The organism is Streptomyces sp. NPDC005576, assembly GCF_042871745.1.
GTDB lineage: Bacteria > Actinomycetota > Actinomycetes > Streptomycetales > Streptomycetaceae > Streptomyces.
The window spans coordinates 209927-229241 of record NZ_JBIAJC010000005.1; the positions used below are offsets into that span (position 1 = coordinate 209927).

Sequence of the window (19315 nt, forward strand, 5' to 3'; positions counted from 1 at the left end):
GTGATCAGACCGCCCTCATCAGCAGGGTCGCGGCGATGAGGACCGCCGTACCGCCGAACATCGAGACCGCGTAGGAGCGGGCGTAGCCGTTCTGCAGTTTGCGCAGCCGGCCGGAGAGTCCGCCCATCGAGGCGGCCGTGCCGTTGACGACGCCGTCGACCAGCGAGTGGTCGACGTAGACCAGGGAGCGGGTGAGGTGCTCGCCGCCGCGGACCAGGACCACGTGGTTGAAGTCGTCCTGGAGGAGGTCGCGGCGGGCGGCCCGGGTGAGCAGCGAGCCGCGCGGGGCGAGGGCGGGTACGGGCTTGCGGCCGTACATCGCCCAGGCGAGGGCGACACCGATGACGAGCACCACCATGGTGGCGCCGGTGACGGTGGTCGCGCCGACCGGGGAGTCCCCGTGGTCGTGGCCGGTGACGGGCTCCAGCCAGTGCAGGAACCGGTCCCCGATGGAGAAGAAGCCGCCCGCGAAGACCGAGCCGAAGGCGAGCACGATCATGGGGATCGTCATCGACTTCGGGGACTCGTGCGGGTGGGGTTCGTGGCCTTCGGCGTCCGGCTGCCAGCGCTTCTCGCCGAAGAAGGTCATCAGCATCACGCGCGTCATGTAGAACGCGGTGATCGCGGCACCCAGCAGGGCGACGGAGCCGAGGATCCAGCCCTCGGTGCCGCCCTTGGCGAAGGCCGCCTCGATGATCTTGTCCTTGGAGAAGAAGCCGGAGAGGCCGGGGAAGCCGATGATGGCGAGGTAGCCGAGGCCGAAGGTGATGAAGGTGACCGGCATGTACTTCCGCAGGCCGCCGAACTTCCGCATGTCGACCTCTTCGTTCATGCCGTGCATGACCGAACCGGCGCCGAGGAAGAGTCCGGCCTTGAAGAAGCCGTGCGTCACCAGGTGCATGATCGCGAAGACGTAGCCGATGGGGCCGAGGCCGGCGGCGAGGACCATGTAGCCGATCTGCGACATGGTCGAGCCGGCCAGCGCCTTCTTGATGTCGTCCTTGGCGCAACCGACGATCGCACCGAAGAGGAGCGTGACCGCTCCGACGATCGCGACGACGAGCTGTGCGTCCGGGGCGGCGTTGAAGATCGCGCCGGAGCGCACGATGAGGTACACGCCCGCGGTGACCATGGTCGCCGCGTGGATGAGGGCGGAGACCGGGGTCGGGCCCTCCATCGCGTCGCCGAGCCAGGACTGGAGCGGCACCTGCGCGGACTTGCCGCAGGCGGCGAGCAGCAGCATCAGGCCGATCGCGGTGAGCTTGCCCTCGCCGGTGTCGCCGGTCGCTCCGAGCACCGGCCCGAAGGCGAAGGTGCCGAAGGTGGTGAACATCAGCATGATCGCGATGGAGAGGCCCATGTCGCCGACCCGGTTGACCAGGAAGGCCTTCTTGGCGGCGGTCGCCGCGCGGGGCTTGTGCTGCCAGAAGCCGATGAGGAGGTACGAGGCGAGGCCGACGCCCTCCCATCCGACGTACAGCAGCAGGTAGTTGTCGGCGAGGACCAGGATGAGCATCGCCGCGACGAAGAGGTTGAGGTAGCCGAAGAAGCGGCGACGGCGTTCGTCGTGCTCCATGTAGCCGATCGAGTAGATGTGGATCAGGGTGCCCACACTGGTGATCAGCAGGACGAACGTCATCGACAGCTGGTCGAGCTGGAAGGCGACGTCGGCCTGGAAGCCCTCCACCGGAATCCAGCTGAACAGCTTCTGGTGGAGCAGGCGGTCGTCCGCGCCCCTGCCGAGCATGTCGGCGAAGAGCACCACGGCCAGGACGAACGACACTCCGGCGAGCAGGGTGCCGAGCCAGTGTCCGGCCCGGTCGAGCCGGCGGCCCCCGCACAGCAGGACGGCCGCTCCGAGCAGGGGCGCCGCGATGAGCAGCGCGATCAGGTTCTCCACGATTCAGCCCCTCACAGCTTCATCAGGCTGGCGTCGTCGACCGAGGCCGAATGGCGGGAGCGGAACAGCGACACGATGATCGCCAGCCCGACGACGACTTCCGCGGCGGCGACGACCATCGTGAAGAACGCGATGATCTGGCCGTCGAGGTTGCCGTGCATGCGGGAGAAGGTGACGAAGGCGAGGTTGCAGGCGTTGAGCATCAGCTCCACGCACATGAACACCACGATCGCGTTCCGCCGGATCAGCACCCCGGAGGCGCCGATGGTGAACAGCAGAGCTGCCAGGTACAGGTAGTTGACGGGGTTCACTGGGTGTCCTCCGCCTTTCCGGCGCGGTCGGTCGGGCGCACCGATGACGCTGACGCTCCCGCGCCCCGGGCGGTGAGGGCGGTGGAGCGTCCGAGCCGCTCACCGGACCGCTGTTCCAGTGCCTTGAGGTCGGCGAGCGCCTCCTCGGAGACGTCGCGGATCTGTCCGCGGTCGCGCAGGGTGCGCATGACGGTCAGCTCGGACGGGGTGCCGTCGGGGAGCAGGCCGGCGATGTCCACGGCGTTGTGCCGGGCGTAGACACCGGGGGCGGGCAGCGGCGGCAGGTGGTTCGAGCGGACCCGGGCCTCGGACATCTCGCGCTGGTTGAGGGCGCGTTCGGTGCGTTCCTTGTGGGTGAGCACCATCGCCCCGACCGTCGCGGTGATGAGGAGGGCGCCGGTGATCTCGAACGCGAAGACGTACTTGGTGAAGATGAGGTTGGCGAGGCCCTCGACGTTCCCCCCGTGCACGGCGTTGGCGGTGCCGAGGCCGGTGAAGCTGGTCAGGGAGGCGTTGCCGATGCCGGCGATGAGCAGCACCCCGAAGCCGAGACCGCATCCGGCGGCCAGCCAGCGCTGGCCCTTGAGGGTCTCCTTCAGCGAGTCCGCGGCGGTGACGCCGACGAGCATCACGACGAAGAGGAAGAGCATCATGATCGCGCCGGTGTAGACGACGACCTGCACGATGCCGAGGAAGTACGCGCCGTTGGCGAGGTAGAAGACCGCCAGCACGATCATGGTCCCGGCGAGCGAGAGCGCGCTGTGCACGGCCCGCTTCATCAGGACGGTGGAGAGGGCGCCGAGCACGGCGACCGTACCGAGGATCCAGAACTGCACGGCCTCGCCGGTCGAGGTGGTGGAGGCGGCGGCTGCGAGAGCGCTCATGCGTCCGCCCCCCTCTGCGCGTGCGCGCCGTGCGTCGGGGACCCGAGCGCGTGCTCGTGGGACGCGGCCGCCGCGGCCTCGGACCCGGGCACCGTCGCCGCGGAGTCGTCGTCGGCGGTGGTGTCACTACCGGTGTCGTCGGGCTTCTCGCCCTTGGACACCGCGAGCTGCCGCTCGGTGCCGGGGGCCGCCTCGGTCACCAGACCGCGGTAGTAGTCCTGTTCGTCCATGCCGGGGAAGATCGCGTGCGGGCTGTCGACCATGCCCTCCTCCAATCCCGCGAGCAGCTCGTCCTTGGTGTAGATGAGGCTGGCACGGGTGGTGTTGGCGAGCTCGAACTCGTTGGTCATCGTGAGCGCCCGGGTGGGGCACGCCTCGATGCAGAGACCGCAGAGAATGCAGCGCGCGTAGTTGATCTGGTAGACGCGGCCGTACCGTTCGCCCGGGGAGTACCGCTCCTCGTCGGTGTTGTCCGCGCCCTCGACGTAGATGGCGTCGGCCGGACAGGCCCAGGCGCACAGCTCGCAGCCGACGCACTTCTCCAGGCCGTCCGGGTGCCGGTTGAGCTGGTGACGGCCGTGGAAGCGCGGCGCCGTCACCTTCGGCGTCTCCGGGTACTGCTCCGTGAGCCGCTTCTTGAACATGGCCTTGAAGGTCACGCCGAACCCGGCCACGGGGTTCTGGAACTTCTCTCCCGAGGATCCCGAAGATCCCGAAGGATGGGGTGTCTCAGACACGGTCGGCCTCCTTTCCGTCACTCGCGTTTCCGTCACTCTGAGTATCGGTGCCACCACTGACAACGAGCTCCCGTTCGCGGCGCGGGGTGCGCCGAGGCACGGGCGGCAGGGTCTGTCCGGGCAGCGGCGGTACGGGGAATCCGCCCGCCATCGGGTCGAACTCGGGCGGCGGGCCCGCGTTCGCCTCCTCCTCGCGGCCCTTGCGCTCGCGGAAGGCGTCGGCGACGAAGGAGATCAGCAGCACCGCGATCACGGCGCCGGCCACGTACAGCACGATCTTCGAGAAGTCGTAGCCCTCGTTGTTCATGGCGCGCACGGTGGCGACCAGCATCAGCCAGACCACGGAGACCGGGATGAGGACCTTCCAGCCGAGCTTCATCAGCTGGTCGTAACGGACGCGGGGCAGCGAGCCGCGGAGCCAGATGAAGAAGAAGAGGAGCAGCTGCACCTTGACGACGAACCAGAGCATCGGCCACCAGCCGTGGTTCGCGCCCTCCCAGAAGGTGCTGATCGGGTACGGGGCCCGCCAGCCGCCCAGGAAGAGGGTCGCGGAGACCGCGGAGACCGTCACCATGTTCACGTACTCGGCGAGCATGAACATCGCGAACTTGATCGACGAGTACTCGGTGTTGAAGCCGCCGACGAGGTCGCCCTCGGACTCCGGCATGTCGAACGGGGCACGGTTCGTCTCGCCGACCATCGTGACGATGTAGATGATGAACGAGACCGGCAGCAGGATGATGAACCAGCGGTCCTGCTGCGCCTCCACGATCTTCGAGGTCGACATCGAGCCGGAGTAGAGGAAGACCGAGGCGAACGCGGCGCCCATCGCGATCTCGTAGCTGATCATCTGGGCGCAGGACCGGAGCCCGCCGAGGAGCGGGTAGGTCGAGCCGGAGGACCAGCCGGCGAGGACGATGCCGTAGATGCCGACCGAGGCGACCGCGAGGATGTAGAGCATCGCGATCGGCAGGTCGGTGAGTTGCATCGTCGTGCGGTGGCCGAAGATCGACACCTCGTCGCCGGACGGGCCGAACGGGATCACGGCGATCGCCATGAACGCCGGGACGGCCGCCACGATCGGGGCGAGGATGTAGACGACCCGGTCGGCGCGCTTGACGACCAGGTCTTCCTTCAGCATCAGCTTGACGCCGTCGGCGAGCGACTGGAGCAGCCCCCAGGGGCCGTTCCGGTTGGGGCCGATGCGCAGCTGCATCCAGGCGACGACCTTTCGCTCCCAGACGATCGCGAAGAGCACGGTCACCATCAGGAACGCGAAGCAGAAGACCGCCTTGACGACGACGAGCCACCAGGGGTCGGTGCCGAACATCGAGAGGTCCTCGGCGGCCAGCGGGGCGCTGCCGGGCGCCGTGGCCAGGTGAGCGAGGCTGATCACGCTCGCACCTCCGGTGAGTGGGCGGGGTCTGCGGTGGTGGCGGCGCCGATGCGGACCAGGCCGCCGGGGCGGGCGCCGGTCTGCGCCGGGACGCCGCGTCCGGTGGAGTTGAGCGGTACCCAGACCACCCGGTCCGGCATCTCGGTGATCCGCAGCGGGAGTTCGACGCTGCCGACGGGTCCGGACACGGCGAGCAGGTCGCCGTCCTTCACCCCGGCCTCGGCGGCGGTGGGCGCGGAGAGCCGGGCGACGGCGGCGTGCCGCGTACCGGCGAGCGCCTCGTCGCCCTCCTGGAGCCGGCCGAGGTCGAGCAGCATGCGGTGGCCGGCGAGGATGGCCTCGCCGTCGCCGGGCCGGGGCAGCGGGCGCCCGGTCTCCGTCGGGGCGCTCGCGTGTCCGCCGGTCCAGCCGCCGAGCCGGTCGAGTTCGCGGCGGGCTGCGGCGAGGTCGGGCAGGGCGAGGTGGACGTCGAGCGCGTCGGCCAGCATGTGCAGCACCCGGCCGTCGGTCGGCGCGAGCGCACGGGTCATCTGCTCGGGCTTGAGCGCCGCCTCGAACATCCGGGCGCGGCCCTCCCAGTTGAGGAAGGTGCCGGACTTCTCGGCGACGGCGGCCACCGGCAGCACCACGTCGGCGCGGTCGGTGACCTCGCTGGGCCGCAGCTCCAGCGAGACGAGGAACCCGACCTGGTCCAGTGCGGTCAGGGCGGCGGCCGGGTCCGGCAGGTCGCGGGGTTCGACGCCCGCGACGAGCAGGGCGCCGAGTTCGCCGGTGGCGGCGGCACCGAGGATCTGGCTGGTGTCGCGGCCGTGACCGGCCGGGAGGTCGGCGAGGCCCCAGAGGGCGGCGACCTCGTCGCGGGCGCGCGGGTCGGTGGCCGGGCGGCCACCGGGCAGCAGGTTCGGGAGGGTCCCGGCCTCCAGTGCCCCGCGCTCCCCGGCCCGGCGCGGAATCCACACCAGGTCGGCACCGGTGGCGGTGGCGGTGCGCAGCACGGCGGTGAGCGCGCCGGGGACCCCGGCGAGCCGTTCGCCGACCACGATGACGGTGTTCTCGCCGCGCAGCGCTTCGGCGGCGGCCGCTCCGGCCTCGTCGAGCCCGACGCCTCCGGCGAGCGCGTCCAGCCACTCGGTCTCGGTGCCGGGGGCGGCCGGCAGCAGCGTGCCGCCCGCCTTCTCCAGCCCGCGGGTGGCGTGCGAGGCGAGCGCGTAGGTCCGCAGGCCGTGCTTGCGGTGGGCCTTGCGCAGCCGGAGGAAGACGCCGGGCGCCTCCTCCTCGGACTCGAACCCGACGAGCAGGACCGCCGACGCCTTCTCCAGCGAGGTGTAGGTGACTCCCCCGCCGTCCAGGTCGTGGCCGCGTCCGGCGACGCGGGCGGCCAGGAAGTCGGCCTCCTCGCCACTGTGCACGCGGGCCCGGAAGTCGATGTCGTTGGTGTCCAGGGCGACCCGCGCGAACTTGCTGTACGCGTAGGCGTCCTCGACGGTCAGCCGGCCACCGGTCAGCACCCCGGCCCGGCCGCGTGCCGCGCCGAGTCCCGCAGCGGCGGCGGCGAGCGCCTCCGGCCAGGACGCCGGTTCGAGGACGCCCTCGGCGTTGCGGACCAGCGGGGTGGTGAGCCGGTCGCGCTGCTGGGCGTAGCGGAAGCCGAAGCGCCCCTTGTCGCAGAGCCACTCTTCGTTGACCTCGGGGTCGTTGGCCGCGAGGCGGCGCATGACCTTGCCGCGCCGGTGGTCGGTGCGGGTGGCGCAGCCGCCGGCGCAGTGCTCGCAGACGGAGGGCGAGGAGACCAGGTCGAAGGGGCGCGAACGGAAGCGGTACGCCGCCGAGGTGAGCGCCCCGACGGGGCAGATCTGGATGGTGTTGCCGGAGAAGTACGACTCGAAGGGGTCGCCCTCGCCGATGCCGACCTGCTGGAGCGCGCCGCGCTCGATCAGTTCGATCATCGGGTCGCCGGCCACCTGGTTGGAGAACCGGGTGCAGCGTGCGCAGAGCACGCAGCGTTCGCGGTCGAGCAGCACCTGGGTGGAGATCGGGACGGGCTTCTCGTACGTACGCTTCCGTCCCTCGAACCGGGATTCGGCGTCGCCGTGCGACATCGCCTGGTTCTGGAGCGGACACTCGCCGCCCTTGTCGCAGACGGGGCAGTCCAGCGGGTGGTTGATGAGCAGCAGCTCCATCACACCCTTCTGGGCCTTCTCGGCGACGGGCGAGGTGAGCTGCGACTTGACGACCATGCCGTCGGTGCAGGTGATGGTGCAGGACGCCATCGGCTTGCGCTGGCCCTCCACCTCCACGATGCACTGGCGGCAGGCGCCGGCCGGGTCGAGGAGCGGGTGGTCGCAGAAGCGCGGGATCTCGATGCCGATCTCCTCGGCGGCACGGATGACCAGGGTCCCCTTCGGGACACTGGTCTCGATGCCGTCGATGGTCAGCGTGACGAGGTCCTCGGGCGGTACGGCCGCCTGTCCGCCCCCGGAGGGCGCACTCGTGGTGACTGTCATGCGTTCACCCCCCGGTGAGCGTCTTGGTCGTCGGCGTCTTCGTCGTCGGCCCAGAGGGTCGACTTCGCGGGATCGAAGGGGCAGCCCTTGCCGGTGATGTGCTGCTCGTACTCGTCGCGGAAGTACTTCAGCGAGGAGAAGATCGGCGAGGCGGCTCCGTCGCCGAGGGCACAGAAGGACTTGCCGTTGATGTTGTCGGCGATGTCGCCCAGCTTGTCGAGGTCGCCGGGGCGGCCCTTGCCCGCTTCGATGTCGCGGAGCAACTGGACGAGCCAGTAAGTGCCTTCGCGGCAGGGCGTGCACTTGCCGCAGGACTCGTGGGCGTAGAACTCGGTCCACCGGGTGACGGCCCGCACCACGCAGGTCGTCTCGTCGAAGCACTGGAGCGCCTTGGTGCCGAGCATGGAGCCGGCGGCGCCGACGCCCTCGTAGTCGAGGGGGACGTCGAGGTGTTCCTCGGTGAACATCGGCGTGGACGAGCCGCCCGGGGTCCAGAACTTGAGGCGGTGCCCGGCGCGGATGCCGCCGCTCATGTCGAGCAGCTGGCGGAGCGTGATGCCGAGCGGGGCCTCGTACTGGCCGGGGGTGGTGACGTGGCCGCTGAGCGAGTAGAGCGTGAAGCCCGGGGACTTCTCGCTGCCCATCGACTTGAACCAGTCCTTGCCGCGCTGGAGGATCGCGGGAACCGAGGCGATGGACTCCACGTTGTTCACCACGGTGGGGCAGGCGTACAGACCGGCGACCGCGGGGAAGGGGGGCCGCAGCCGGGGCTGGCCGCGCCGTCCTTCGAGGGAGTCCAGCAGTGCGGTCTCCTCTCCGCAGATGTACGCCCCGGCGCCCGCGTGCACGGTCAGTTCCAGGTCGAGCCCGGGACCGAGCGCGTCCTTGCCGAGGTAGCCGGCCGCGTACGCCTCGCGGACGGCTTCGTGCAGCCGCCGCAGGACGGGGACGACCTCGCCGCGCAGGTAGATGAAGGCGTGCGAGGAGCGGATCGCGTAGCAGGCGATCACGATGCCCTCGATGAGGCTGTGCGGGTTGGCGAAGAGGAGCGGGATGTCCTTGCAGGTGCCGGGCTCCGACTCGTCGGCGTTGACGACGAGGTAGTGCGGCTTGCCGTCGCCCTGCGGGATGAACTGCCACTTCATCCCGGTGGGGAAGCCGGCGCCGCCGCGTCCGCGCAGACCGGAGTCCTTGACGTACGCGATGAGGTCGTCCGGCGACATGGCGAGGGCCTTGCGGAGGCCCTCGTACCCGTCGTGACGGCGGTAGCTCTCCAGCGTCCAGGGTTCCGCTTCGTCCCAGTGGGCGGAGAGGACCGGGGCGAGGAGCTTCTCGGGGCTGGTCCCGTTCCTGTCGATCTCGGCGGCCAAGGTCATCACTCCCCCTCCTCGGCTGCGGGTCCGGCCGGGTTGTCCGGGTCGGAGGCCGATGTCTGCTGCGGTGCGTCGTGCGAGCTGAGGTGCTCGGACGGCGAGGGATCGTGCGGCTGGCCGGCGGGGACGTCCCGGCGCTGGGCGACGACCCGGTGTCCCGGGGTGATTTCTCCCTTGGCGAGCCGGAGCCCGGCCAGCGAGGCGGGTCCGGCGCCGCCGCTCGCGGCGACCGCTCCGGGGCGCTCGTCGGGGAACCCGGCGAGGATGCGGGCGGTCTCCTTGTACGAGCAGACCGGGGCGCCCCGGGTGGGTTCGACGGTCCGCCCGGCGATGAGGTCGTCGACGAGCTTCGTCGCGCTCTCGGGGGTCTGGTTGTCGAAGAACTCCCAGTTCACCATCACGACGGGCGCGTAGTCGCAGGCCGCGTTGCACTCGATGTGTTCGAGCGTGACCTTGCCGTCCTCGGTGGTCTCGTCGTTGCCGACACCCAGGTGCGTCTTGAGCCGGTCGAAGATGGCGTCGCCGCCCATGACCGCGCAGAGGGTGTTGGTGCAGACGCCGACCTGGTAGTCGCCGCCGGCCTTGCGCCGGTACATCGTGTAGAAGGTCGCGACCGCCGTGACCTCCGCCGTGGTGAGGCCGAGGAGTTCGGCGCAGAGGGCCATGCCCGTACGGGAGACGTACCCCTCCTCGGACTGGACGAGGTGGAGCAGCGGCAGCAGCGCGGAGCGGCTGTCGGGGTAGCGGGCGATCACCTCCCGCGCGTCCGTCTCGAGCCGTGCCCGTACGTCGTCGGGGTAGGCGGGGGCGGGGAGCTGCGGCATCCCCAGACTGACCTCTTGATTCGCTGCGGTCACCGGTCGACGCCTCCCATCACGGGGTCGATGGACGCGACGGCGACGATGACGTCGGCGACCTGGCCGCCCTCGCACATCGCCGCCATGGCCTGAAGGTTGGTGAAGGACGGGTCGCGGAAGTGGACCCGGTAGGGGCGCGTGCCGCCGTCGGAGACGACGTGGACGCCGAGTTCGCCCTTGGGCGATTCGACGGCGACGTACGCCTGTCCGGCGGGGACCCGGAATCCCTCGGTCACCAGCTTGAAGTGGTGGATCAGGGCCTCCATGGAGGTGCCCATGATCTTCTTGATGTGTTCGAGCGAGTTGCCGAGCCCGTCCGGTCCGAGCGCGAGCTGCGCGGGCCAGGCGATCTTCTTGTCGGCGACCATGACCGGGCCGGGTGCCAGCCGGTCCAGGCACTGTTCGACGATCCTGAGCGACTGCCGCATCTCTTCCAGGCGGATGAGGAAGCGGCCGTAGGAGTCGCAGGTGTCGGCGGTCGGTACGTCGAAGTCGTACGTCTCGTAGCCGCAGTACGGGTCGGTCTTGCGCAGGTCGTGCGGGAGGCCGGCGGACCGGAGGACCGGGCCGGTGGCGCCGAGCGCGACGCAGCCGGTGAGGTCGAGGTAGCCGACGTCCTCCATGCGCGCCTTGAAGATCGGGTTGCCGGTGGCGAGCTTGTCGTACTCCGGCAGGTTCCGCTTCATGGTGGTGATGAAGGAGCGGATCTGGTCGACCGCGCCGGGGGGCAGGTCCTGGGCGAGACCGCCGGGACGGACGAACGCGTGGTTCATCCGGAGACCCGTGATCAGCTCGAAGAGGTCCAGGATCAGCTCACGGTCGCGGAACCCGTAGATCATGATCGTGGTCGAGCCGAGCTCCATGCCGCCGGTGGCGATGCACACGAGGTGCGAGGAGATCCGGTTCAGCTCCATCAGCAGGACCCGGAGCACGGTGGCGCGGTCGGGGATCTGGTCCTCGATGCCGAGGAGCTTCTCGACGCCGAGGCAGTACGCCGTCTCGTTGAAGAACGGCGTCAGGTAGTCCATGCGCGTCACGAACGTGGTGCCCTGGGTCCAGTTCCGGAATTCGAGGTTCTTCTCGATGCCGGTGTGGAGGTAGCCGATGCCGCAGCGGGCCTCGGTGACGGTCTCGCCGTCGATCTCCAGGATCAGCCGGAGCACGCCGTGCGTGGACGGGTGCTGGGGCCCCATGTTGACGATGATGCGTTCGTCGTCGGACTTCACGGCCGCCTCGACGACCTCGTCCCAGTCGCCGCCGGTGACTGTATATACAGTCCCCTCGGTCGTGTCGCGGGGCGTTGCGTGGGAAGTGGTCATCAGGAGTACGACCTCCGCTGGTCCGGAGCCGGGATCTGGGCGCCCTTGTACTCGACGGCGATGCCGCCGAGCGGATAGTCCTTGCGCTGCGGGAAGCCCTGCCAGTCGTCCGGCATCATGATCCGGGTGAGCGCGGGGTGCCCGTCGAAGACGAGCCCGAAGAAGTCGTACGCCTCGCGCTCGTGCCAGTCGTTGGTCGGGTAGACCGCGACCAGCGACGGGACGTGCGGGTCGCTGTCGGGCGCGGACACCTCCAGCCGGATCAGCCGGCCGTGGGTGAGGGAGCGCAGGTGGTACACGGCGTGCAGCTCGCGGCCCGTGTCCCCGAGGAAGTGGACCCCGCTGACACCGGTGCAGAGCTCGAAGCGGAGCGCCGGGTCGTCGCGCAGGGTGCGGGCCACGGTCACCAGGTGCTCGCGCGCGATGTGGAAGGTCACCTCGGCGCGGTCGACCACGGTCCGCTCGATGACGTTCTCGGGCACGAGCCCCTGCTCGTCCAGGGCGCCTTCGAGCTCGTCGGCCACCTCGTCGAACCAGCCGCCGTACGGGCGGGGGCTCGCGTGCGGCAGCCGCACCGTCCGGACGAGGCCGCCGTAACCGGAGGTGTCGCCGCCGTTGTTGGCGCCGAACATCCCCTTCCGTACGCGGATGACCTCGCCGCCGTCGCCGCGGGGGGCGGGGAGTGCGCTGCCGTTGGCGTCGTGCGCGGCGTTGCGGCCGTTGGCGTCGTGCGGGCCCTGGGCATCGTTCGGGCCGCTCGCGCCGTTCCGGCCGTCGGCGGCGGCGCCGTTGCCGCCGCTGGGGTTGTCGCTCACCGGAGGAGCCCCTTCATCTCGATCAGGGGGAGCGCCTTGAGGGCCGCCTCCTCCGCCTCGCGGGCGGCCTCCTCGGCGTTGACCCCGAGCTTGGAGCCCTGGATCTTCTGGTGGAGTTTGAGGATGGCGTCCATCAGCATCTCGGGACGCGGCGGGCACCCCGGCAAATAGATATCGACGGGAACAATGTGGTCAACACCCTGAACAATGGCGTAATTATTGAACATTCCGCCTGATGAAGCACAAACCCCCATGGAAATGACCCACTTGGGATTCGGCATCTGGTCGTAGACCTGCCGCAGCACGGGCGCCATCTTCTGGCTGACCCGTCCGGCGACGATCATCAGGTCCGCCTGGCGCGGTGACCCCCGGAAGACCTCCATCCCGAAGCGGGCGAGGTCGTACCGCCCCGCTCCGGTCGTCATCATCTCGATGGCGCAGCAGGCGAGGCCGAAGGTGGCGGGGAAGACGGAAGACTTCCGTACCCATCCGGCGGCCTGCTCGACAGTGGTCAGTACGAAGCCACTTGGCAGTTTCTCTTCGAGTCCCATGTGCCCCTCAGCCCCTCAGTCCCATTCCAGGCCGCCGCGCCGCCACACGTACGCGTAGGCGACGAAGACGGTGAGCACGAAGAGCAGCATCTCCACGAGCCCGAACATCCCCAGGGCGTCGAAGGTGACGGCCCAGGGATAGAGGAAGACGATCTCGATGTCGAAGACGATGAAGAGCATCGCCGTCAGGTAGTACTTGATGGGGAAGCGACCGCCTCCGGCGGGAGTCGGAGTGGGTTCGATACCGCACTCGTACGCTTCGAGCTTTGCCCGGTTGTAGCGCTTGGGGCCGATAAGCGTGGCCATGACCACGGAGAAGATCGCAAACCCTGCCCCCAGGGCGCCGAGCACGAGGATGGGCGCGTAAGCATTCACGCTCCTCGCTCCTTCCAGTCGTCCTTGACCGTTGGACCGCATCGGGCGACCGGTTCCCCGCCTCACCAAGATCGTGCACATGTGAGGCAGTTCACAAGCCCGACTGCCCCGCATACTATGCCCGCCATCCTGTGATCTGCGACACGGGGTACGCCAACGTCTTTGTGATCTCCACCACCTGACGAACGATCATGAAGTCGGATGAGCCGAGTTGTTCGCACGAGAAGCGGCCAAGTGATCACGAGTGGTGACATTCGACGGTGTTACCGCTGGTCAAAGGCTTGGCGCACTATCAACCGATGCACGTCGTGCGCAAATTGGCGATGGACGGACACGGGTGATAAAGGGGTTCACCGGATCCGATGCCACTCGGACGAGGGATGGCGCGGAACGATGTGGACATAGCGCCCCATGGGCGAACTTCCGGGCGTACGGGGCGCGGAGGGAGGCGCGAGGAGGCGCAGGACGGGGGCGGGGTGACGGGTGGAGCGCTCGGGCGGGCGAGTCTGTGAATGGGCGCACGAGCGTCGGGCGATCTCCGGACGAGCTCGGGATGAGCGAGCGGAAGCGTGGCGGGGGAGAGTGACGGGCGGCGCCCAGCGAGCGCGGGCAGGCGGGTGCGCGCCGCGCCTCGCGGCCCACGCGAAAGGCACGCGCGCGGTTGCCCTTCACAGGTGACGCACACGGTGACCTGCGTCACCCCGAACCTGCCCGGAATCAAGCGGGCTTGGCCATCAGGATGAACAGATGGTAAGCGGCGGGCAATTCGGGCGTATTACCAAAACCCCGTGATCACAGCGTTATAGACGCGTGTCCGCTTTGCCCGTTACGGGATCAATAAAGATTCCACGCAAGCGGAATCTCATATTCCGGACGTAACTGTGGTGCAACACACGTTTCTTGATGGGAGCCGTACTGCCCTGATAGCGCTAGTACCTATGTCCCTCACCGTTCACATACCCAGCCACCGGAAGCCCCGTCAGCGATCGTCCAGGACGGCGCTGCGGGCCGGAGTTGCCGGTGGCGTGCTCAGCACCATCGCGGTCGCAGGCGCAGCCGGCCCCGCGCAGGCCGAGCCGGTGACCCAGACCATCGAGATGCCCACCATCACCGCCGGGCTCTCCACCGCCGTCGCCGCCTCCGCCCAGGCCACCCAGCAGGTCGCCCTCGACCTCGAAACGCGTGCGTCCGAGGACGCGGCGGCCGAGAACGCCGCGAAGGCGGCCACCAAGGCCAAGGCCGAGGCCGTTCGCAAGGCCGAAGCCAAGAAGAAGGCCGAAGCGGCCGCGAAGGCCGAGGCCAAGGCAAAGGCGGAGGCCGCCGAGCGCGCTTCCCGCAGCGCCGCGCGCACCACGCTCAGCGCTTCCTCCGGCTCGTCCACCACCGCGACGACCCTCTCCGCCACGTCGTCGTCTTCGGCGTCGTCGTCGGCATCGGTGTCGTCGTCGTCGAGCGTGTCCGGCTCCGCCGCCGCGGTGGTCGCCTTCGCCAAGGCACAGATCGGTGACGCGTACGTCTCCGGCGGCACCGGCCCGAACTCGTGGGACTGCTCGGGCCTCGTCCAGGCCGCGTACGCCTCCGTCGGCGTCAGCCTGCCGCGCGTCTCGCAGGACCAGTCGGTTGCCGGTACCCAGGTCTCGCTGAGCAACCTCCAGGCCGGCGACATCCTCTACTGGGGCGGCGCGGGCAGCGCGTACCACGTGGCGATCTACGTGGGTGACGGTCAGTTCGTCGGCGCGCAGAACTCCAGCACCGGCACGGTCCAGCGTGACCTCTCGTACGACCAGCCGACGGGTGCTGTGCGGGTCCTCTGATTCGGTGCCCCCTGACGACCGGGTTCGACGGGAGCGCCCCTCGCGGGGGCGCCCGGCCGAGTGCGTTCACTGATTCACAAGCTCGCGGTTCCCCGTCGAGCGCGGCCGAGGGCCGCTCCTCCCCGCTCGGGAGGGGCGGCCCTCGGCGCGTCGGGGTGGGTGCGGCGGGCGTTCAGCGGCGGCGCACCGGGGCACGTCGGGGGTGGCGCCTCCGTGCGCCCTCCCCTCGGTTGGCTGCCCGGTTGCCTGCTCGGTCGTCAGGTGGGCTGAGCGGGGGTGGACTCACCCCGGCAGGCGCTCCAGGAGCCAGCTGCCCAACTGCTCGGTGATCTGGGTGTGCCCGGTGGTCTCGGACGAGCAGAGGAACTCGTCGAGGTCGCTCTCCTCGGGCGGCAGCGCGTCGACGTTCGCGTAGAGGTCGTCCGGCTGGTCGAGATCGCGGATGGCGACCGCGCTCACGGTCGGGACGAAGCAGGTGTCGGCGTGGTTCAGTTCGATCTCCGCGCCGAACTTCTCCAGCATCGCCGCGAGGATGCCGTACGAGTCGAGCGTGCCGCCGGGCGCGCCGTCGAGCTCGGGGAAGCCACTGGTGGTGATGGTCTCCTCGGCCGCCGGGAGGAGCCGCTTCAGCTCGGCGACGACGACCTCGTGGCCCTCGGACTGGGTGTAGAAGGTGGTGCCGGGGTAGACCAGTTCGCCGACGCTGGAGAGCGCGACCTGGCCGGGGTTGAGGGCCGGCCCCAGTCCGTCGCCCCTGCCGTTGGCCACCGCGAGCAGACGGGGCCGCTGCGGCCAGAATCCGACCGAGCGCAGTTCCGCGAGGAACTTCTCGCGCTCGGGGGCTACCCCGACCGTCCCGGATTCCCGGTCGTAGTGGCGCCACAGCATCTCGCGGGCGGCTGGGCTGTCCATCTGCTGGGCGAACTTGTTGGCCAACGGGATGAAGTAGGAGAACGCCTGGAGCCCGATGGGGATGACGGCGCCCCGGTGCGGGCTGTCGTAGGAGAAGTAGAGGGCCGTCTGGTGGTCGATGCCCTGCCCCTCCAGCTTGGCCAGGACGTAGCGGGTGATGATCCCGCCCATGCTGAAACCGCCCACGGTCAGCGGGGTGTGCCCCTGCCGTTCGGCGATGGTGCGCTGGATGGCGGCGGTGACGGTCTTGGCGTTGTCGAGGAGGGAGGCGCTGCGCTCGTCGAAGCCGATGAGGACGGCGTCCCGGCCGCTCCGGCGGATCTCCGTGATGAGTGCGTACTCACCGCCGTCCACACCGCGGAAGAGCTTCTCCAGGTCGGACGGGCCGAGGTTGAACCCGTCGGCCAGCAGGACCGGTCTCCGGATGCCGTCGTTGTTCTCGCCGTGGAAGACGTGGGCGAAGCCGTTCGGGAGTTCCCACTCCTCGTCGGGCCGGGGCACCGGCATCGTGATCGGCGCCCTGGCGTGGACCGCCCCGCCGACCGCGAACTCGCCTACACCCTGCTCATCCTGCTGACCGGACAATGTGACGCTCCTCCGTCTGCGCACGCCCCAGCGGCCCACCGGATCGGCGGGCACGGGAACCGAGGGACATCACGGAGACAGGGCTCATCATGAGGGTGCCGGGAATCACCGGGCGAGAGGATGCGTCCTGTTTCATCCCTATAGGGGACGCGGGATGTGCAGGTTTACCGGTTCGCGCACGCCCCATGCGCGCCCGGTGCGTACCCCGCGCCGCTCCCCCGGCTCGTGCATTCCACGGCGGTGACGGGTCAGCCCTGCGCCGATGCCATCTTCTCGATCTGGTCCACCACGAGATCGGGCCGGTCCTTCGGCACGTCGTGCGAGCTGCCCGTCGCGGTGACGAGCGTCCGGTTCGGCGCCTGCCGGACGAACGAGGCGGCAGCGTCGCGCCAGCGCTGGGCGTCCTCGGGCGATCCGTCGAAGGGGGTCTTCTCCGAAACGATGACATCGACGGGGACGCTCTCCGGCCAGGAGACCTTGTTGTACGCCTGGTGCGCCGGGGTGAAGTTCTCAGCGGTCGATATCAGTTGGGCGTTCTCCGGCTTGGCGGGGTCCTTCTTCGCAGCATCCAGCTGCGGCTGAGTAGCGGCGACGAGCCGGGCGATCTCCTCGTCCGTGAAGAACGGCGGGAGATTGGCGTCCACGAGCACGGAGCCCGAGACCACCGCCGGGTTCTCCTTCGTGAAGTAGGTCGCGACCTCGCCGGCCTGCGAGTGGGACACCAGGATCACGTCCTTGGTGACACCCAGCTCGGTGAGCCCCGCCTTCAGGTCGCCGACGGCGGCCTCCACGTCCCAAGGTCCGGGCACCGCCTCGCTCCGGCCGAGGCCGGCACGGTCGTACGTGATGACCGTCGCACCGGTGTCCGCGTGGAGCCGGGGAGCGATGTCCTTCCAGTACGAGGAGTCCTCCCCGCCACCCGCGTCCAGGACGATGGCGGGCCCGTGCCCCGCGGTGACGTGGAACGCGACCTGATGGCCGCCGCTGTCGATCATGCGTAGCTTCGACGCGTCCGACGGAGCTGATGCCGGCGCCGATACGGACGACTTCGACGGGGCGGCCGCCTTCTGTGCGGCGGAGTCCTCGTCGCCGCAGGCGGTGACGATCCCGCCGGTGACCGCCAGCAGGGCGACCGCGGAGAGGGCGCGGCGGGTACGTCGGGAGCGCGGGCGCATACGTGCCATGGGTGGTCCTCGGGTGCCTGGAATGCCTGGGTAAGGAGTGCGATCGGAGCCGATCGGATGCCTTCCATCCTCCGGGCGCGCCCGCCCCGGGAACATCCGGTTGGCACGCCGATCGGCAGTGCGGCTGGGGCCAGTGGGAGGGGTGGGGATACCCCCAGGAGATGTGTCCCGAGATACCCCCAGGAACGGGTCCGGCCAGGTCAGGCGCCTGACGCCCGACCGCCCTCCGCCTGGACCGCTCTCGCCGCATCCTCCAGCACGAACCAGACCGTCTTCGTCTGCCGCGTTCCCCGCCCCTGCCCGGTGGCCCCCCAGCGCGCGGCCACCCGGTCCACGATGAGCAGCCCGCGGCCGCTCTCCGCACCGGGCCCCGGTGCGATCAGCGGCAGTGGGTCCGGCTGGTCGTCCGTGACGTGGATCGTGACCCGGCGCGCGGCGAGCGCCGCATCGACGCGGATGAGCCGGGACCTCGTGTGGCAGTACGCGTTCCCCACCACCTCACTCACGCACAACCGGGCGTCGTCGACCAGCCCGAGGTGCCCGGTCACCCGCAGGATCGTGGCCACGAAGTCCCGTACCAGCTTGGGCGCGTGCGCGTTGTTCGGCGCCATCACCCGGTACCGGTCGCCGCGTCGCGGCAGGAGCGGACCGGTGGACGGGGCGGGCGGGGGTGGTGTGGCTACGACAGTCATGACGAGGTCTCCCTGCGTCCGGTGCGGTTGGCCCGCCTCCGGCACCGTGGCTGCGGTCGTACCGCTCCGCGCCAACGGGTCCGGTCACACGCGCACTTCGGCATCGCGGTGCGGCGGATTCCGACACTCCGGACGCTGGGGCACAACAACGGGACGGCACAACATTGGGACTTCCGTACCACCCGTACGAGTGGACCAGTACTGCAGAAGCGCGGCGCACTCATAGCCGCACAAAGGGGAGGACCCATGCCGCCACGGAGCTACCCGACCGCCCGCCGGAGGCGACTGGGCGCGGAACTTCGCAAACTGCGCGAGAGGGCAGGTATGTCGGGCAGCCGGGCCGCCGCCCATCTCGGCGGCGAGCGCGCCCAGATCAGCCACATCGAGTCCGGGCGGTACGGGGTGAGCGGCGACCGCGTTCGCAAGCTCGCCACTCACTACTCGAAGCCTTCATCCACGAGAGCGCGCTCCGCATGCGGTACTGCGACACACCAACCATGCGGGAGCAACTCGCCTTCCTGGTCGCCGTGGCGTCGTGGCCGTCCGTGACGATTCGCGTCATCCCCTTCGCCGCCCGCATCACGGGTTCGGTGCACTCGATGCTCTACGCGGGCGCGGCGCTCCCGGCCCTTGACACAGTTCAACTCGATACCGCGTTCGATGGCGGATTTCTGGATGCGGAGGCGCAACTCGCCCGCTACCGGAAGCTCCTCGGCGCCGTCGATCCGATCGCGCTCAGCGCGGAGGAGTCGACCGGACCCATCCGGCACATCGCACAGGAAATGTGAGACCAACGGCATGACCGACCCGATCAAGTGGCAGAAGTCCTCCTTCTCGGGGGCCGACGACAATCAGGACTGCATCGAACTCGCTCCGGTGGATGGGGCCATCAGGGTGCGCGAGAGCGATGACCCCGAAGTGGTCATCGCCACCAGCGTCGCCAAGTTGCGCGCGTTCATTCTCGGCGTCAAAGCGGGTGAATTCGACCACCTGATCTGATGGGACTTCGGCCCTGCCCCCGACCCGAGCGGTCGGGTGGGGCGGGCGGGCGGAAAGGTCGGATCGAGGGATCGCGCAAGTGTGCCGACCGTCGGGTGAGTCGCCCC

The 19315-nt window shown here is 69.6% G+C and carries 17 protein-coding genes and 2 pseudogenes; 4 read left to right on the forward strand and 15 right to left on the reverse strand.

Annotation, left to right across the window (positions count from 1 at the left end; genetic code table 11):
- Positions 1-4: 4 nt before the first annotated feature.
- Genes nuoL through ACFYPN_RS11105 form a run of 12 tightly spaced genes read right to left on the reverse strand, consistent with a single transcriptional unit; the run spans position 5 to position 13022 of the window.
- A complete protein-coding gene (gene nuoL, locus ACFYPN_RS11050; protein ID WP_358755769.1) occupies positions 5-1900 on the reverse strand; it encodes an NADH-quinone oxidoreductase subunit L in 1896 nt (631 codons plus the stop codon).
- An 11-nt stretch (positions 1901-1911) separates the two neighbouring features.
- Positions 1912-2211: an NADH-quinone oxidoreductase subunit NuoK gene (gene nuoK, locus ACFYPN_RS11055; RefSeq protein ID WP_024493678.1), complete on the reverse strand. Its 300-nt coding sequence runs from the start codon at positions 2209-2211 to the stop codon at positions 1912-1914.
- Positions 2208-3095 carry an NADH-quinone oxidoreductase subunit J gene (locus ACFYPN_RS11060; protein ID WP_358755767.1) on the reverse strand — a complete coding sequence of 296 codons (888 nt, stop codon included), beginning with the start codon at positions 3093-3095 and terminating at the stop codon, positions 2208-2210. The genes nuoK and ACFYPN_RS11060 overlap by 4 nt, the downstream gene beginning before the upstream one ends.
- Positions 3092-3832 carry an NADH-quinone oxidoreductase subunit NuoI gene (gene nuoI / locus ACFYPN_RS11065; RefSeq protein WP_358755765.1) on the reverse strand — a complete coding sequence of 247 codons (741 nt, stop codon included), beginning with the start codon at positions 3830-3832 and terminating at the stop codon, positions 3092-3094. The genes ACFYPN_RS11060 and nuoI overlap by 4 nt, the downstream gene beginning before the upstream one ends.
- The gene (gene nuoH / locus ACFYPN_RS11070; protein ID WP_358755763.1) at positions 3825-5228 is read right to left on the reverse strand and encodes an NADH-quinone oxidoreductase subunit NuoH; all 1404 of its coding nucleotides are present in this window, start codon (positions 5226-5228) and stop codon (positions 3825-3827) included. Before nuoH ends, nuoI begins: the two co-directional genes overlap by 8 nt.
- A complete protein-coding gene (locus ACFYPN_RS11075) occupies positions 5225-7732 on the reverse strand; it encodes an NADH-quinone oxidoreductase subunit G (RefSeq protein WP_358755761.1) in 2508 nt (835 codons plus the stop codon). The genes nuoH and ACFYPN_RS11075 overlap by 4 nt, the downstream gene beginning before the upstream one ends.
- Complete coding sequence (gene nuoF, locus ACFYPN_RS11080) at positions 7729-9108, reverse strand: NADH-quinone oxidoreductase subunit NuoF (RefSeq protein ID WP_358755759.1); 1380 nt, start codon at positions 9106-9108, stop codon at positions 7729-7731. The genes ACFYPN_RS11075 and nuoF overlap by 4 nt, the downstream gene beginning before the upstream one ends.
- Positions 9108-9929, reverse strand: coding sequence for an NADH-quinone oxidoreductase subunit NuoE (gene nuoE, locus ACFYPN_RS11085; RefSeq protein ID WP_389297928.1), 822 nt, complete (start codon positions 9927-9929; stop codon positions 9108-9110). Before nuoE ends, nuoF begins: the two co-directional genes overlap by 1 nt.
- A gap of 29 nt (positions 9930-9958) precedes the next feature.
- Positions 9959-11281, reverse strand: coding sequence for an NADH-quinone oxidoreductase subunit D (locus tag ACFYPN_RS11090; RefSeq protein ID WP_358755757.1), 1323 nt, complete (start codon positions 11279-11281; stop codon positions 9959-9961).
- The gene (locus ACFYPN_RS11095; protein WP_358755755.1) at positions 11281-12096 is read right to left on the reverse strand and encodes an NADH-quinone oxidoreductase subunit C; all 816 of its coding nucleotides are present in this window, start codon (positions 12094-12096) and stop codon (positions 11281-11283) included. Before ACFYPN_RS11095 ends, ACFYPN_RS11090 begins: the two co-directional genes overlap by 1 nt.
- Positions 12093-12647: an NADH-quinone oxidoreductase subunit B family protein gene (locus ACFYPN_RS11100; protein ID WP_111337185.1), complete on the reverse strand. Its 555-nt coding sequence runs from the start codon at positions 12645-12647 to the stop codon at positions 12093-12095. The genes ACFYPN_RS11095 and ACFYPN_RS11100 overlap by 4 nt, the downstream gene beginning before the upstream one ends.
- Positions 12648-12662: 15 nt before the next feature.
- Complete coding sequence (locus ACFYPN_RS11105) at positions 12663-13022, reverse strand: NADH-quinone oxidoreductase subunit A (RefSeq protein WP_266705409.1); 360 nt, start codon at positions 13020-13022, stop codon at positions 12663-12665.
- Between the two features lie 938 nt (positions 13023-13960).
- Between ACFYPN_RS11105 and ACFYPN_RS11110 the strand changes: the two genes are divergently transcribed.
- On the forward strand, positions 13961-14836 hold the full coding sequence (locus tag ACFYPN_RS11110; RefSeq protein WP_358755753.1) for a C40 family peptidase: 876 nt from the start codon (positions 13961-13963) through the stop codon (positions 14834-14836).
- Between the two features lie 282 nt (positions 14837-15118).
- On the opposite strand, the gene ACFYPN_RS11115 is transcribed toward ACFYPN_RS11110, so the two are convergent.
- The 3 genes from ACFYPN_RS11115 to ACFYPN_RS11125 form a co-directional block, all read right to left on the reverse strand.
- Positions 15119-16333, reverse strand: coding sequence for a thioesterase domain-containing protein (locus tag ACFYPN_RS11115; RefSeq protein ID WP_358755752.1), 1215 nt, complete (start codon positions 16331-16333; stop codon positions 15119-15121).
- Between the two features lie 248 nt (positions 16334-16581).
- Positions 16582-17517, reverse strand: coding sequence for an alpha/beta hydrolase (locus tag ACFYPN_RS11120; RefSeq protein WP_358755750.1), 936 nt, complete (start codon positions 17515-17517; stop codon positions 16582-16584).
- Positions 17518-17717: 200 nt separating this feature from the next.
- Entirely contained in the window at positions 17718-18209 is a 492-nt protein-coding gene (locus tag ACFYPN_RS11125; protein WP_358755748.1) for an ATP-binding protein, read from the reverse strand.
- A 324-nt stretch (positions 18210-18533) separates the two neighbouring features.
- Between ACFYPN_RS11125 and ACFYPN_RS11130 the strand changes: the two are divergent.
- The 3 genes and pseudogenes from ACFYPN_RS11130 to ACFYPN_RS11140 form a co-directional block, all read left to right on the forward strand.
- A pseudogene (locus ACFYPN_RS11130) lies at positions 18534-18590 on the forward strand (hypothetical protein); the annotation flags it as partial.
- 35 nt (positions 18591-18625) lie between these two features.
- Positions 18626-18997, forward strand: a pseudogene (locus ACFYPN_RS11135) (Scr1 family TA system antitoxin-like transcriptional regulator); the annotation flags it as partial.
- Between the two features lie 10 nt (positions 18998-19007).
- Positions 19008-19208, forward strand: coding sequence for a DUF397 domain-containing protein (locus ACFYPN_RS11140; RefSeq protein ID WP_358755746.1), 201 nt, complete (start codon positions 19008-19010; stop codon positions 19206-19208).
- Positions 19209-19315 lie beyond the last annotated feature (107 nt).

Coding starts and splice junctions, on each gene's coding strand:
- ACFYPN_RS11060 (WP_358755767.1), bottom strand. CDS start 3,095: ATGAGCGCTCTCGCAGCCGCCGCCTCCACCACCTCGACCGGCGAGGCC.
- ACFYPN_RS11075 (WP_358755761.1), bottom strand. CDS start 7,732: ATGACAGTCACCACGAGTGCGCCCTCCGGGGGCGGACAGGCGGCCGTA.
- nuoF (WP_358755759.1), bottom strand. CDS start 9,108: ATGACCTTGGCCGCCGAGATCGACAGGAACGGGACCAGCCCCGAGAAG.
- nuoE (WP_389297928.1), bottom strand. CDS start 9,929: ATGCCGCAGCTCCCCGCCCCCGCCTACCCCGACGACGTACGGGCACGG.
- ACFYPN_RS11090 (WP_358755757.1), bottom strand. CDS start 11,281: ATGACCACTTCCCACGCAACGCCCCGCGACACGACCGAGGGGACTGTA.
- ACFYPN_RS11100 (WP_111337185.1), bottom strand. CDS start 12,647: ATGGGACTCGAAGAGAAACTGCCAAGTGGCTTCGTACTGACCACTGTC.
- ACFYPN_RS11110 (WP_358755753.1), top strand. CDS start 13,961: ATGTCCCTCACCGTTCACATACCCAGCCACCGGAAGCCCCGTCAGCGA.
- ACFYPN_RS11120 (WP_358755750.1), bottom strand. CDS start 17,517: ATGGCACGTATGCGCCCGCGCTCCCGACGTACCCGCCGCGCCCTCTCC.
- ACFYPN_RS11125 (WP_358755748.1), bottom strand. CDS start 18,209: ATGACTGTCGTAGCCACACCACCCCCGCCCGCCCCGTCCACCGGTCCG.
- ACFYPN_RS11140 (WP_358755746.1), top strand. CDS start 19,008: ATGACCGACCCGATCAAGTGGCAGAAGTCCTCCTTCTCGGGGGCCGAC.